Source organism: Streptomyces sp. NBC_01717 (assembly GCF_036248255.1).
Classification (GTDB): Bacteria; Actinomycetota; Actinomycetes; order Streptomycetales; family Streptomycetaceae; genus Streptomyces.
Window position 1 is genome coordinate 8,466,451 of sequence record NZ_CP109178.1, and the last position, 13,523, is coordinate 8,479,973.

Below are 13,523 nucleotides of genomic sequence, written 5' to 3' on the forward strand. Positions count from 1 at the left end.
GGCGCCTTCAGGAGGAGGCAGTGCAGTGACGATCGGGCTCCAGCGCTCCGCGGCCGTACGCAGTGCGGTGCTGCCGGTGACCGATGCAGGGGAAGCCGAGGCCTCCGCGGCCCGGGTCGGGAACGCGGCGTTGTTCGGCGGCCTGGCTCTGCTGACCGCTGTGATCGTCGTCCTCGACGTGATGACCGGCAACGACCTGCGCATCGTGCCTCTGCTGGTCGTCGTGCCGGCATTTGTCTCGGTCTTCGGCACCATCCGGCAGACGGTGGGCGTCGCCACCTGGATCATGGCCGTCGTCGTCACTTCCAGGCTGGTGTCCGGCGGGTCCTTCTGGGATCTTGCCAGCGGTGTCGTCTTCACTGTGCTGGCGTGTGGCCTGGGCGTCGGTTCCTGCGTGCTGCGGATCCGTCACGCCACCGAGATCGCCAGACTGCGCACCGCGGCGGTCGCTCTCCAGCGGCAGATCCTGCGCCCGCTGCCCGTCCTGACCGGCCATGTCGTCGTCCACGGGCTCTATGCCCCGATCGAGGAGGACCGGCTGGTCGGCGGCGACATCTACGAGGTCGTCGAATCGCCGTACGGGACACGGATAATCATCGGCGATGTCCAGGGCAAGGGGATCGCGGCCATCGGAGCGGGGTTCGCCGCACTCGGCGCGTTCCGGGAGGCGGCCATCCGCGAGCCCACCCTGACCGGGGTGGTGGACGCCCTGGAGGACGCGGTCGTCCGCCACAACACCTTCTCCGCCCAGACCGGTGAGACCGAACGTTTCGTCACCGCCCTGATCCTCGGCATCGACGACGGCGACCAGGTGCAGGCGGTGAACTGCGGCCATCTGCCGCCCCGGCTGCTGCATGACGGTGCGGCCGCCCCGGTGCCGCTCCGGCAGACGTCCGTCCCGCTGGGTATGGCCGAGCTCAGCAGCGAGCCGCGGGTGGCGGAACAGCTCGACTTCCCGTCCGGTGCGACGCTCCTGGTCTTCACCGACGGAGTGACCGAGGCCCGCAACGCCGTCGGCACCTTCTACCCGCTGGACACCCGGCTCGGCCGCTGGGCAGGGAGCGGGTCGCGCGAGGTGCTGGACGCCCTCCACGCGGACCTCGACGCCTTCACCGGCGGCGTACGACGCGACGACATCGCGGTGCTCGCGCTGCGCAGGGCGCCGGCCGGGAGTCGCAGCCCCGTACTGGCCGGCGAGGGCGCGCCGCGTGCCGCGCAGGCATTCGGCGAACGATAGGCAACGGGCGTCCCCTGGCCTCCATCCGGGGCGTCGCCATCCACCTCAGCGGGGTCTTCCGCTTCCGTCGGTGCCGAGGAACGAGCTTGTCGCCGGCGTACCGAGTCACGGCGAGGCGTCCACAGATCCGTCCCGTACTCGGAGCGCTGAAGGGCCGGCGAACTCCACTTCGGACGCGGGGAGCACGCGGATGTTCCGCCCGGGGAAGTCGATGTGCCGGTAGATCTCGTTGTGGTGCGCGATCGACCGCCCCGGCCGGACGTAATCGCCGGAGCCGGGGCGGACGGACGTGGTGTGCCCGTCGGCGACCAGCACCACGTCGTACCGGTGGCTCAGCGCCTGCCGCGCCGTGGTGTCCACGCAGATCTCGGTCGCGAACCCGGTGACGACCACCTCGGTGACTCCCAGAGCCGTGAGGGTCTTGTCGAGATCGGTGTCCAGGAAGCTGTCCGCGCTGGTCTTGTGGACGACCTCCTCGTCGGCGGCGGGCGCGAGTTCGGGCACGATCTGCCAGCCCTCGGTGCCGGCCTCCATCGCGTTGCCCCGGTGCTGAATCGTCACGATCGGTACGCCGGCGGCTCTGGCGCGTTCGCGGAGCCCGCCGATCACGGTGACGGTCTCCGCGGCCCGGTACGCGATCGCCACCAAGGTGTTCTGCATGTCGATCACGAGGAGCGCGGAGGCGTACGGCATGGGCCCACGCTAGCGGCCTCCTCCGGGCAGCGAGGTGATCCCGGAGAAACGGCCCACCTGGACCTGCCTCGGGGCATCCGGCCGTCAGCGGGATGCGGGCGGCGCCGCGCGTATCCGTATCAGCGCGGCGCCGAGCCCGAGCCAGACGGCGGCGAACAGCCACCCTGCCACCACATCCGTCACCCAGTGCACTCCGAGTAGAACCCGGCTCATCCCGACGGCTGCGGCCCAGCAGCCGAGCAGGACGGCTACGGCGGCGGTGCCAATGCTTCTGCCGGAGGTAGCGGCGCGGGCCCGGCGCAACCGCGCCCGGTGACCGATTGCTGCCACCAGCAGACCTGCCATCAGCGCGGACGTCGTCGCGTGCCCGGACGGGAAGGCGAACCCCGAGGCGTGCGTCGCCCAGTCGCCCACCGCCGGGCGGGGGCGTCCGATCGATTCCATCAGGCCGAAGCGCAGTGCCTGCCCGAGCAGCAGGAAGGCCAGGGCGCCTGCCGCGTACGCCAGGCGGTGGCGCATGTCCCGGCCGGCGGTCAGCCCGGCGGCCACGGCGGCGGCGTACGGGAACGCGCCCGTACCCGTCGCCGTGACAACCCTGGCCACGGTGACGAGAGCGGCGGGCCGATGGTGCAGGGACCAGGTGTGTGCGGCCCGGTCGATCGGCAGGACCGATCCGTGCCGGGCTGTGAGGACCACCGCCGTCAGGCCCAGGAGTCCGACGACCCCGATCAGTACGGCCCCGAGCGCCGTACGGATGCGAGGTGCGACCGGACCCTCGGCGAACCGTGTCTGCTCCATCGCCGAGGTCTCCCCGCTCATCGCGCCGCCACCAGCGGACGCAGCCGGCTGTCGCGCAGCCGTGCGACGGCCGGAGCGCAGCGCCGGGCGGCGACTGTCAGCGGCAGGGCTACGAGCGCGCCGGTGACCAGCCCGATGAGCACATCGTGCGGATAGTGCACACCGACCCAGACCCTTGACACCGCCATCAGCAGCGCCGCAGGCACGGCGACCGCACCGAGCCGACGGTCGGCCAGCAGGATCGCGACCATTGCGGCTGCCGCGATGGCGGCGTGATTGCTGGGGAAGGACCAGTCGCCCAGCGGCGGGCACACCTCCACGGTGACCGCATGCAGGGTCCGGCACGGCCGCTGTTCATGGACGGCGAGCTTCAGCAGATCGTTGGCCCCGTAGGCGGCCAACACGATCAGGGGCGCACAGAGCGCCATGGCCGCGCGGGCCGGGTCCCAGGCGCGGGACCGCCACCAGGCCGCGAGCATCAGCAGGGCGTAGAGCCCGAGGCCGTAGTCCGACCAGGCGTGGATCGTGGAGTCCAGAGCGGCGGGGGAGCGCCGTGCGAGTTCGGTGATCGAGGTGTAGAGGCCACCGTCGAGCGAGGTGGCGGCCGAGGCGAGCAGCATCAGCTCCGGTCTCCTTCGACGGCGCGCCTGCCGCGCGAGCGCAGCAGTTCGGCAGCGAGGGGGATGAGGGAGACGACGACCACGACGGCGACGATCGGCAGTAGGTAGCGGTCGACATTCGGCACCGACGACCCCAGCCCGTAGCCCGCGAGCACCAGCCCGACCGTCCAGATCGTTCCGCCGACGATCTGCCAGAGCGTGAACTGCCTGGCCGGCACGTTGAGCGCCCCGGCCAGGGGGTTGAGCACCGTACGCACCACGGGGACGAAGCGGGCCAGCACGATCGCGCGCGCATGGCCGTATCTGTCGAGCAGTTCCTCCGCGCGGTTCGCGCCCTCGTGCAGCCTCTTGGCCCGGCTCCGGGCCAGCAGGGCGCGGCCGCCGCGGCGGCCGATCCAGTATCCGGTCTGTGCGCCGAGCAGCGCGCCGATCACGGAAGCGATGAGCACCTGGGACAGGGCGAGATGGACCGGGCCGTGTGTGCCGGGCACACTGAGCAGTCCCGCGGTGAACAGCAGGGAGTCGCCGGGGAGGAAGAAGCCGACAAGCAGCCCTGTTTCGGCGAACAGCACGGCCGCGATGCCGAGTACGCCGAACGCGGCGAGCAGTGACCCCGCGTCCAGCAGGTTCACCGCTTGCGGCGCGGCCGCCAGTGAGAATACGGACACGGCGGAGGGCCTCCCATAATGGTGAGCGGGCGGTCCGGCGGGACGCCCGACTGACTACAGTGGTGTAGACGGTCTACATCACTGTAGACGCCCGAACCGGGAGGAGAGTTCCCATGTCCCAGGCGCAGGGGATATCGAGCGGGGATCCGGACCCGCTCGGGCCCGGTGAGACAAGCCCTCGACCGCACGGCGGGGCGGGCCCGGAGCCCGGTTCGGCGCCGAGTTCGGAGCGACGCCCGGCCGGGGAGCTGGAATCCACCGTCCTGGCGGCCCTCTGGGCGGCCGACGCCCCGCTCACCCCCGGTCAGGTGCAGGGCGCCCTCGGCGCACCCCTGGCCCGCACCACCGTCACCACGATCCTGACCAGGCTGTTCGAGAAGGGCACGGTCACCCGCACCCGTTCGGGGCGGGGCTTCGCATACACCCCCACCGAGGACGCGCCCGGCCTCACCGCCCGCCGTATGCACAGCGAACTGCAGAAGGAGGAGGACCGCAGCACCGTGCTGGCCCGATTCGTCTCGCAGCTCACCGACGAGGACGAGCAGCTGCTCAGGGAGCTGCTCGACGGAGACGCCCGATGATCTACGCCGTGTGGGTTCCGCTGCTGATGCCGTTCGTCGCGGTCCCCGCGGCCCGCCGCCTGGCGGATGCCCTGTCACCCGTGCGCGCCGTGCGGCTGCTCGCCTCGACGGCCGTCGGCCTCGCCCTGTTCAGCACGCTCGCCCTGGTGCTGCTCGTGGTGCCCGGCGCGACCCGGCTCTCCGCCGTGGCCGCGGTCGGCGAACTCGTGAAGCCGCTGGCCGACGTCGCACCCGACGTGACCGTCCCGCTCGCAGCTGCCGCAGTCGCCCTGCTGGCCGCGTGCGCCGTCGCAGTCGCCCGCACCGCCTGCCGCCACTGGGCGGAACTGCATCGCGCAGGCGTGCCGGCCGACGGCTCGGACGGTGAACTGACCGTTGTGCGCGACAGCCGCCCCGACGCCTATGCGTTGCCCGGGCTCCCGGGCAGTCCCGGCCGGATCGTCGTCACCACCGGAATGCTGCGCGCCCTGGACCCCGCCGAACGCGACGCCCTCCTCGCACACGAGCGCGCCCACCTGGCGGGTCGCCATCACCTCTTCCTCGCCGCAGTCGAACTGGCCGCCCTCTGCCACCCCGCGCTGCGCTCGCTGCGCGCACCCATGGGCTACGCGCTGGAGCGCTGCGCCGACGAGACGGCCGCCGCGGCGGTCGGCGACCGGCGGGTCGCGGCGCGCGCGATCGGCCGAGCCGCGCTCGCCGCGCGCGCTGCCGAAGGAACCGAGAGCCGTCCCCGCGTGGCGCTCGCCGCAACAGCGGGGCCGGTACCGCGCCGGGTAGAGGCGCTGCTCGGCCGGGCGACCCCCCGACCGCGCGTCGGCCGTGCGGCCGCGGCGGCACTGCTGGCGTGCCTGGCCCTGTCCGGAGCGGCCGCACTCGACGCGACACATGATCTGCACAGCAGCATCGAGGTGGCGCAGGGCGAGAGCCCGCAGCACTGAGACCGCACGGCGCGGGTGTCCTTCCTGCGGGCGCCGACCGTGTGTGGCCGGGGCAACTCCTCGCCGACGGCCGGGGGTCCAGGGCGCGATGCCTGCCATCGAGCCATGCCCTCAACCGACGGCGGCGTGGTTACACTGTGCGCCATGGGCTCGTACTACTTCTTCCGCTGATTCCGGGCATGGACGCCGCCGCGCGACGCTGAGCGTCGCCGAGTGACCCGTACGGTCACCAGCGCGTGCCGCGCATCCCTTCTTTCCGCCCGCCGGACACCCCCGCCCCGCAGCGCCCCTTCCGTGCGCCGTCGAGGGCACGTCACCTCAGGGAAGCCCACCCATGCCCGTCCAGCACGATCGCGCCCAACTGACCTTGAAGGACGTCTCCAAGGCGTACGGAGACCGAACCGTCCTCGACCAGGTGTCGCTCACCGTCCGCCCCGGCGACCGCGTGGGCGTGATCGGTGAGAACGGCTCCGGGAAGTCCACACTGCTCCGGCTGATGGCCGGGGCCGAGAAGCCGGACACCGGCGACGTCACCGTCCGGTTCCACGCCGGCATCGGCCATCTCTCCCAGACCCTCGCGCTCGGCGCCGCCCACACCGTGCAGGACGCCGTCGACGCGGCACTCGCCGAGCTGCGTGAACTGGAACAGCGGATCCGCACCGCGGAAGCCGTACTGGCCGGGTCCGAGACCCCCGACGATGCCGAACTCGCCGCGTACGGCGACCTGTTGACAGCGTATGAGGAACGCGACGGCTACCGGGCCGAAGCCCGGGTCGACGCCGCACTGCACGGGCTCGGGATCGGCCACCTCACCGGTGACCGCTCCCTCGGCACCCTGTCCGGCGGCGAACAGTCCAGGCTCGCACTCGCCTGCGTGCTGGCCTCCGCCCCCGAATTGCTGCTGCTCGACGAGCCCACCAACCACCTCGACCTCCATGCCACCAACTGGCTCGAGGACCACCTGCGCGCCCACCGCGGAACCGTCGTCGTCATCACCCACGACCGAGCCTTCCTGGAGCGCACCACCACCGTGATCCTGGAGGTCGACCGGGATCTGCGCAGCGTCGTCCGCTACGGGGACGGCTGGGACGGCTACCGCAGCGCGAAGGCCGCCGCCCGCCGCCGCTGGGCCCAGGACCACCAGGCATGGCTGGACGAGCTGGCCCGTACCCAGGAACTCGCCGACGCGGCGGGCCGACAGCTGGCCGGCACCGGAAAGGACCCCCACGAGGGCTGGGGCAAACACCGCCGCTCGCACGAGGCCAAGCTGTCCGGACAGGTCCGAGCGGCCAGAACCCGACTGGAGGAGCTGGGGCGGTCACCCGTGCCGGCCCCGCCCCGACCGCTGCGCTTCACCGCCGAACTGACCGTGGCGGCGGACGGCGAACCGCACCAGGGACCGCTCGCCGAACTCGACTCCATCGTGGTCGGCGACCGGCTCGACATGCCTGCCTGGCAGGTGACTGCGGGACAGCGACTGCTGGTCACCGGCCCCAACGGCGCCGGGAAGACCACTCTGCTGCGGGTCCTGGCCGGAGACCTCCGCCCCGACCGCGGCACGGTCCGACGTCGGGCCAGGATCGGCTACCTCCCGCAGGAACTTCCCGCCGGGCCGACCCGCCGTACGCTCCTGGCGACCTTCGCCGCCGGGCGTCCCGGCCACCCCGAAACCTGGGCGGAACACCTGCTCGCCCTGGGCCTGTTCCGGCCGGCGGACCTGACGGTGCCCGTCGCCGCTCTCTCCGTCGGTCAGCAACGACGGCTCGCCATCGCCCGGCTGGTCACCCGCCCGGCCGATCTGCTGGTGCTGGACGAGCCGACGAACCACATCGCGCTCGACCTGGTGGAGGAGCTGGAGGCTGCGCTGGCGCAGTACACGGGAGCGGTGGTCGTGGTGTCGCACGATCGCAGCTTCCGCAGCAGGTTCGTCGGCGACAGACTGGAGCTCCGTGCCGGACGACCGGTCGCCGGGACCTGCACATAGAGTTCGAGCGGCACGACCGACGCGAGACGAGCCCCCGGAGCGGCTGCTGTGAGAGTGATCATTTTCGGTGCCACCGGGATGGTGGGCCAAGGTGTACTGCGGGCCTGCCTGCTCGACGACCGGGTCGAGAGCGTCCTGATCGTCGGCCGTACGCCGGCGGGCGTGCGGCATCCCAAGGTCCGTGAGGTCGTCCACCGCGACTTCACGGACTTCTCGGCGATCGACGCCGAACTCACCGGCCTCGACGCGTGCTTCTTCTGCCTCGGCGTCACCTCGGCCGGTCTGAGCGAGGAGGAGTACTCCCGCATCACGTACACGTACACCCTGGCCGCGGCCCGTGCGGTCGCCGCCCACAATCCGGGGCTGACCTTCACGTACGTGTCCGGGGAAGGCACGGACAGCAGCGAGAAGGGCCGCACCGCGTGGGCGCGGGTCAAGGGGCGCACCGAGAACGAGCTCCTGGCGATGGACTTCCACGCGTACATGTTCCGGCCGGGCTACATCCAGCCACTGCACGGCGCGACATCGAAGACCGCCATGTACCGCTGGATGTACCGCGGTGTCTCCTGGCTGTACCCGGTGCTCCGGCGGATCATGCCGAACCATGTGACGACCACCGACAACATGGGGCGCGCCATGATCGCCGTCGTCGGCCGGCATGGCTCCGGCGAACACATCCTGCGCAGCCAGGAGATCAACCGCGCGGCCGGGGCGTAGCCTCTCGGCGTCCGTCCCGGACGTGTTCCGCCAGCCGTTCGACGAAGACCCGCTGGCCCGCGACGAGACGCTCCGCCGCCTCATCCGGCGTGCACCAGGCGAACCGGTCGATCTCCGGGAACTCCTTCTGCACGCCGGACCCCCGGGGCCACTCCATGGTGAAGGTCCCGGGCTCGGCACGCGCCGGATCGACATCGGCCTCCATCGCCCACACGACCACCGACTTGCCACCGGTCTGACGGGACTCACCGAGCGGCACCCACACACCGTCCGGTGCCGGATGGCCGAACTCCTCCTCGAACTCCCGGCGGGCAGCGGCCTCGGGCTCCTCATCGGGGCCGTACTCCCCCTTGGGCACCGACCACGCCGCCGCCTCGCGCCGCGCCCAGAACGGGCCGCCCATGTGCCCGATGAACACCTCGAACCCGGCGCCCCCGTCCGTGGACCGGAACAGCAGAAGACCCGCACTGCGCTTCTGAGACGACATACCGTCAAGTCTCCCCAATGATCACGTGTGTCATCGAGTCGCCGCACCCTGTTTCCCCTGAGGTTCCCGAGGCCCCCTGGTGCCTGGCGGTACGCGCGGCCATGCTGTCCGCCGACAGCGCTTACTGCCCGCCCAACCACCGCCATTCCGGGAGGATCTGTGGGACCTGGCATAGTCGGCAGAGCAACGCGACCCCTCGTACTGCTTGCGACGGTGTCCGCGATGACGGTGGGGGCCATCGCCCCCGCCGTCGCCGATTCGACCCCCGACCCCCGTCCCCGTAACTCCGCCGAGGTCCTCAGACCCGTCGCGCCACCGGCCGCGAGCAACGCCGTCGGAGCGCCCCGATCCGTCGTGGACGGCGACGGCATCGAGACGGCCCGTACATCCCGCCCGATCGCACCCGGCATCCGTCTCAGCTCCTACGACCGGCTCGAATCGGACAAGTGGCTGCGGGTCGACTCCCTCTCCGTCGACCTCGACGGCAGCGGCGCGCAGGCCGACTACCTCTCCACCGGCAAGGTGTCCGACCGGCGTACGGTCTCCGAGCTCGCCGCCGGACACGACGCCGGCCCCGGCCGCCGGACCGTCGCCGCGATCAACGCCGACTTCTTCGACATCAACCAGACCGGTGCGCCCGAGGGCGTCGGCATCAAGGACGGCACGACCGTCCAGTCCCCGGCCCCCGGAGTCAACCGGGCCGTCGGCATCGGCCCGGACAGCGCGGGCCGCATCCTGAACCTGTACTTCGAGGGCACGCTCACCCTGCCGTCCGGGCAGCAGCCGCTCGCCGCGTACAACGCCGCCAATGTGCCGACCGGGGGAGTGGGCGCGTACACCTCGGCCTGGGGAACCGCCGACCGCGCACTGACCGTGGACAACGCAACACCGGTCGCCGAAGCGGTGGTACGGGACGGCAAGGTCGTGTCCGTGTCCCCCACCCCCGGCTCGGGCGCCGTCCCCGACGACACCACGATCCTCGTCGGCCGCGAGGCCGGAGCCAATGCGGTCAAGGCGCTCCAGCCCGGCGACCCCGTATCGCTGACCTACCGCGCACGCACCGACGGCGGCCCCGTACCGCGCACCGCCGTCGGCGGCCGGGAACTCCTCGTCGTCGACGGCGTCGCCCAGAACCACGACGGCGAGGGCAACAACACCGCCGCGCCCCGCACCGCCGTCGGCTTCTCCCAGGACGGCCGCACGATGCAGATCCTCACCATCGACGGCCGCCAGGCCGACAGCGGTGGCGTCACCCTCACCGAACTCGGCCTGATGATGCGGCGCGCCGGCTCGTACAGCGCACTGAACCTGGACGGCGGCGGCTCCTCCACCCTCGTCGCCCGCCGGCCCGGCAGCGACGCGCTCCAGGTGGAGAACAGCCCCTCCGACGGCACCGAACGCACCGTACCCAACGGTCTCGCACTCACCGCCCCCGACGGCAGCGGCCGCCTCGACGGCTTCTGGGTCGACACCCGCACACCGGCCGGCTCCGCACCGGGCGTCGACCCGGTCAAGGGCGGCCACCCCGAGCGGCTCTTCCCCGGGCTCACCCGGCGCCTGACCGCGACCGGATACGACGAGACGTACGGCCCCGCCACCGGAACCCCGCGCTGGCGCACCACCCGTGGCGACGCCGGAACGGTCGACGGCAACGGCCTCGTCACCGCGCGCCGCAGCGGCACCACGGACGTCCGCGCCGAACGCGGAACCGCCCACGGCAGTACCACACTGACCGTTCTCGACGAGCTGGCCCGGATCGAACCGACCACCCGGCGGGTGGGCCTCGCGGACGCCGAAGCCATCGGCACCTTCGGCATCGTCGGACTCGACGCGCAAGGCACCAGCGCCCCCGTCGAACCGCGCGACGTCACCCTCGACTACGACCACGCCCTCTTCGACGTACGCGACGACAGCCAGGGCAACTTCACCGTCACCTCACGCACCGGCAACGGCGCCGGGCAGATCAAGGCGACCGTCGCGGGCGTCACCACCGCCCTCGCGGTCAGCGTCGGCCTCACCGAGCAGGCCGTCTCCGACTTCGACGACGCCGGATCCTGGAAGTTCAGCCAGGCCCGGGCGAGCGGCTCCCTCTCCGCCACCTCCGACGGCCACACCGGCACCGGTCTCAAGCTCAGCTACGACTTCACCCAGTCGACCGCGACGCGCGCCGCCTACGCCGCGCCGCCCCAGCAGGTCGCCGTGCCCGGCCAGCCCCAGTCGTTCAAGCTCTGGATCAAGGGCGACGGCAAGGGAGCCTGGCCGACACTGCACCTGAAGGACGCAGCGGGCTCCGACCAGTTGCTCCGCGGACCGTACGTCACCTGGACCGGCTGGCGGCAGGTCACCTTCGCCGTGCCGGCGGGCGCGGCCACGCCGCTCAGCGTGTACCGCTTCTATCTCGCCGAGACCGCGGCCGCCCAGCAGTACACCGGTGAGATCGTCATCGACGACCTCACCGCCCAGGTGCCCCCCACCGTCGACCTGCCCGAACAGAAGGCGCCCGTAGACCCGTTGATCGATCCGGCGGCGGTCACCGAACACCGGGACTGGCAGTTCGCGGTCATGTCCGACGCCCAGTTCGTCGCCCGTGACCCGGACAGTGCGATCGTCGCCCAGGCCCGGCGCACCCTGCGCGAGATCAAGGCCGCGCACCCCGACTTCCTGGTCATCAACGGTGACCTCGTCGACGAGGGATCACCCGCGGACCTCGCCTTCGCCCACCAGATCCTGACCGAAGAACTCGGCGACTCACTGCCCTGGTACTACGTGCCCGGCAACCACGAGGTGATGGGCGGGAAGATCGACAACTTCATCACCGAATTCGGTCCTGCCCAGCGGACGTTCGATCACAAGGGCACCCGCGTCATCACACTCGACACCTCCGGCCTCACCCTGCGCGGCGGCGGCTTCGCCCAGATCAAGGAACTGCGTGCCCAGCTCGACGCGGCAGCCGAGGACCGCGACATCGACTCGGTGATGCTGATCGAACACGTACCGCCGCGCGACCCGACCGTTCAGAAGGGCAGCCAGCTGGGAGACCGCAAGGAGGCGGCACTGGTCGAACAGTGGCTCGCCGACTTCCGCCGTGCAACAGGCAAGGGAGCCGCGTTCATCGGCAGCCACGTCGGGGTCTTCCACGCCTCGCACGTCGACGGTGTGCCCTATCTGATCAACGGCAACTCCGGCAAGGCGCCGGCCGGCCCGGCGGACGAGGGCGGCTTCACCGGCTGGTCCCTCGTCGGCGCGGACCACGTCTCGCGCGGCGAACAGGCCGCCGCCCGGCAGAAGCCGTGGCAGGGCGCGCCCGACTGGGTCTCCGTCCAGACCAGGGCGCATGTCGACGCGCTGACCCTCGACGCGCCGTCCGTCCTCGCTGCCGGGAACACCGCGAAGGTCACGGCGACGGTCACCCAGGGCGCCCGCAGCGTTCCGGTCGCGTTCCCGCTGGCCGCCGACTGGACCGGGTCCCCGAACGTCCGTATCGGCGACCGTGACGGCGCCCGCCACCGGCACGTGGCGGTCTTCGACCCGGCCACCGGCACGCTCACGGCCCTCCGACCGGGCACGGTCACGCTCGCGGTGACGGTCAACGGGACGACGCAGCGGACGCAGATCCACATCGCGGCGGCGGCCGCCGCTTCGGCGGCCTGACCGACGGCCCCGCCCGCAACCCACGTGTGGACACATCGGTCCCGCACCCGGCCCTCCGCGGAGAGCCGGGTGCGGGACCTTTGCTTGCACCGTGCCTTACACCTTGCGGTAGGAGTACGCCTCCGACGCAGCGGCCTCCACCGCAGCGAGATCGCCGCCCGCCGACGCGGTGACCAGCGCGGCCACCGCACCCTCGATGAACGGCGCGTCCACCAGGCGTGTCCCGTCAGGCAGTTCGTCGCCCTCGGCCAGCATCGACTTGACCGTGAGCACCGCGCTGCCGAGATCGACCAGCACCGCGATCCCCACGCCGCCGTCGACGGAACGGGCGGCTTCGGCGATCAGCTCCGCACTGGTGCCGAGCCCACCCGTCTGCGTGCCACCGGCCGCGGCCACCGGTGCCGTCGCACCACCGGCCGCCAGTCCCCTGGCCAGCTCGGCGACCGCCTCGGCGACCGGCCCGCTGTGCGAGACCAGCACGATCCCGACCTGCTTCTCCTCGCTCATGCGTCGCCCCCGTTCTCCGCACCGGTGCCGCTCGTCCCGGCCAGTGCGGCGATCAGCAGTGCCGAGGACGTGGCCCCCGGGTCCTGGTGCCCGATGCTGCGCTCACCGAGATAGCTCGCCCTGCCCTTGCGGGCCTGCATCGGTACAGTGGCGGCGGCGCCCGCCTCCGCCGCGTCCCGGGCCGCTCCGGGCGACGTCCCGAGCGCCGCGGCGCCCGGCAGCAGCGCATCGAGCATGGTCTTGTCCCCGGGGTGCGCCCCGCCCAGCTGGGCGACGGCCGCGACACCCACGGCGAACGCCTCGGCCAGCTGCTCCTCCGTCACCGCGGGCAGATCGCCCAGTGCCTTCCCCGTACGCCGCAGCAGCGTCCCGTACAACGGCCCCGATGCCCCGCCGACCGTCGAGATCAACTGCCGTCCCGCAAGCATCAGTACGGCCCCCGGCGTCTGCGGGGACTCCTTCTCCAGGACCGCGGTCACCGCGGCGAATCCGCGCTGCATATTGCTGCCGTGATCGGCGTCCCCGATCGCCGAGTCGAGTTCGGTGAGGTGATCCGCCTCGCGGTCCACCGCGGCTGCGGCTGCGGCCATCCAACGGCGGAAGAAGTCGGCGTCCAGCACAAGATCTCCTTGTCCCTGAAAC

General features: G+C 72.0%; 13 protein-coding genes. 6 read left to right on the forward strand and 7 right to left on the reverse strand.

Annotated elements, in window-relative coordinates; all coding sequences use genetic code 11:
• Window positions 1–25 precede the first annotated feature (25 nt).
• Window positions 26–1,237: a PP2C family protein-serine/threonine phosphatase gene (locus tag OHB49_RS38320; RefSeq protein ID WP_329165502.1), complete on the forward strand. Its 1,212-nt coding sequence runs from the start codon at window positions 26–28 to the stop codon at window positions 1,235–1,237.
• A gap of 105 nt (window positions 1,238–1,342) precedes the next feature.
• Here the strand turns inward: OHB49_RS38320 and OHB49_RS38325 are convergent, their stop codons facing one another.
• The 4 genes from OHB49_RS38325 to OHB49_RS38340 all read right to left on the reverse strand — a co-directional run bounded on the left by OHB49_RS38325 (window position 1,343) and on the right by OHB49_RS38340 (window position 4,016).
• Complete coding sequence (locus tag OHB49_RS38325; RefSeq protein WP_329165503.1) at window positions 1,343–1,930, reverse strand: cysteine hydrolase family protein; 588 nt, start codon at window positions 1,928–1,930, stop codon at window positions 1,343–1,345.
• 84 nt (window positions 1,931–2,014) lie between these two features.
• Window positions 2,015–2,749 carry a phosphatase PAP2 family protein gene (locus tag OHB49_RS38330; RefSeq protein ID WP_329165505.1) on the reverse strand — a complete coding sequence of 245 codons (735 nt, stop codon included), beginning with the start codon at window positions 2,747–2,749 and terminating at the stop codon, window positions 2,015–2,017.
• Entirely contained in the window at window positions 2,746–3,348 is a 603-nt protein-coding gene (locus OHB49_RS38335) for a phosphatase PAP2 family protein (protein WP_329165507.1), read from the reverse strand. The genes OHB49_RS38330 and OHB49_RS38335 overlap by 4 nt, the downstream gene beginning before the upstream one ends.
• Window positions 3,348–4,016: a DedA family protein gene (locus OHB49_RS38340; RefSeq protein WP_030980659.1), complete on the reverse strand. Its 669-nt coding sequence runs from the start codon at window positions 4,014–4,016 to the stop codon at window positions 3,348–3,350. The genes OHB49_RS38335 and OHB49_RS38340 overlap by 1 nt, the downstream gene beginning before the upstream one ends.
• A 248-nt stretch (window positions 4,017–4,264) precedes the next feature.
• On the opposite strand from OHB49_RS38340, the gene OHB49_RS38345 reads away from it, so the two are divergent.
• The 4 genes from OHB49_RS38345 to OHB49_RS38360 all read left to right on the forward strand — a co-directional run bounded on the left by OHB49_RS38345 (window position 4,265) and on the right by OHB49_RS38360 (window position 8,236).
• A complete protein-coding gene (locus OHB49_RS38345; RefSeq protein WP_052190249.1) occupies window positions 4,265–4,597 on the forward strand; it encodes a BlaI/MecI/CopY family transcriptional regulator in 333 nt (110 codons plus the stop codon).
• The gene (locus OHB49_RS38350) at window positions 4,594–5,535 is read left to right on the forward strand and encodes a M56 family metallopeptidase (RefSeq protein ID WP_329165508.1); all 942 of its coding nucleotides are present in this window, start codon (window positions 4,594–4,596) and stop codon (window positions 5,533–5,535) included. Before OHB49_RS38345 ends, OHB49_RS38350 begins: the two co-directional genes overlap by 4 nt.
• A 334-nt stretch (window positions 5,536–5,869) precedes the next feature.
• Complete coding sequence (abc-f, locus tag OHB49_RS38355; protein WP_329165509.1) at window positions 5,870–7,519, forward strand: ribosomal protection-like ABC-F family protein; 1,650 nt, start codon at window positions 5,870–5,872, stop codon at window positions 7,517–7,519.
• A gap of 48 nt (window positions 7,520–7,567) precedes the next feature.
• Complete coding sequence (locus tag OHB49_RS38360) at window positions 7,568–8,236, forward strand: NAD-dependent epimerase/dehydratase family protein (protein WP_329165510.1); 669 nt, start codon at window positions 7,568–7,570, stop codon at window positions 8,234–8,236.
• On the opposite strand, the gene OHB49_RS38365 is transcribed toward OHB49_RS38360, so the two are convergent.
• A complete protein-coding gene (locus tag OHB49_RS38365; protein WP_329165512.1) occupies window positions 8,214–8,723 on the reverse strand; it encodes an NUDIX domain-containing protein in 510 nt (169 codons plus the stop codon). The two genes, OHB49_RS38360 and OHB49_RS38365, sit on opposite strands and share 23 nt — an antisense overlap.
• A gap of 222 nt (window positions 8,724–8,945) precedes the next feature.
• Here OHB49_RS38365 and OHB49_RS38370 point away from each other — a divergent pair, with 222 nt between their 5' ends.
• Window positions 8,946–12,374, forward strand: coding sequence for a phosphodiester glycosidase family protein (locus tag OHB49_RS38370; RefSeq protein ID WP_329165513.1), 3,429 nt, complete (start codon window positions 8,946–8,948; stop codon window positions 12,372–12,374).
• Window positions 12,375–12,470: 96 nt separating this feature from the next.
• Here the strand turns inward: OHB49_RS38370 and OHB49_RS38375 are convergent, their stop codons facing one another.
• Together OHB49_RS38375 and dhaL are read right to left on the reverse strand one after the other, a co-directional pair.
• Complete coding sequence (locus tag OHB49_RS38375; protein ID WP_329165514.1) at window positions 12,471–12,881, reverse strand: PTS-dependent dihydroxyacetone kinase phosphotransferase subunit DhaM; 411 nt, start codon at window positions 12,879–12,881, stop codon at window positions 12,471–12,473.
• Window positions 12,878–13,501, reverse strand: a complete 624-nt coding sequence (dhaL, locus tag OHB49_RS38380) for a dihydroxyacetone kinase subunit DhaL (RefSeq protein ID WP_329166773.1) — start codon at window positions 13,499–13,501, stop codon at window positions 12,878–12,880. Before dhaL ends, OHB49_RS38375 begins: the two co-directional genes overlap by 4 nt.
• Between the last annotated feature and the right edge of the window lie 22 nt (window positions 13,502–13,523).

Excerpts from the sequence above, each read along its gene's own strand:
- abc-f (WP_329165509.1), top strand. The coding sequence starts at position 5,870 with ATGCCCGTCCAGCACGATCGCGCCCAACTGACCTTGAAGGACGTCTCC.
- OHB49_RS38325 (WP_329165503.1), bottom strand. The coding sequence starts at position 1,930 with ATGCCGTACGCCTCCGCGCTCCTCGTGATCGACATGCAGAACACCTTG.
- OHB49_RS38370 (WP_329165513.1), top strand. The coding sequence starts at position 8,946 with ATGACGGTGGGGGCCATCGCCCCCGCCGTCGCCGATTCGACCCCCGAC.
- OHB49_RS38330 (WP_329165505.1), bottom strand. The coding sequence starts at position 2,749 with ATGAGCGGGGAGACCTCGGCGATGGAGCAGACACGGTTCGCCGAGGGT.
- OHB49_RS38335 (WP_329165507.1), bottom strand. The coding sequence starts at position 3,348 with ATGCTGCTCGCCTCGGCCGCCACCTCGCTCGACGGTGGCCTCTACACC.
- OHB49_RS38350 (WP_329165508.1), top strand. The coding sequence starts at position 4,594 with ATGATCTACGCCGTGTGGGTTCCGCTGCTGATGCCGTTCGTCGCGGTC.
- OHB49_RS38365 (WP_329165512.1), bottom strand. The coding sequence starts at position 8,723 with ATGTCGTCTCAGAAGCGCAGTGCGGGTCTTCTGCTGTTCCGGTCCACG.
- OHB49_RS38375 (WP_329165514.1), bottom strand. The coding sequence starts at position 12,881 with ATGAGCGAGGAGAAGCAGGTCGGGATCGTGCTGGTCTCGCACAGCGGG.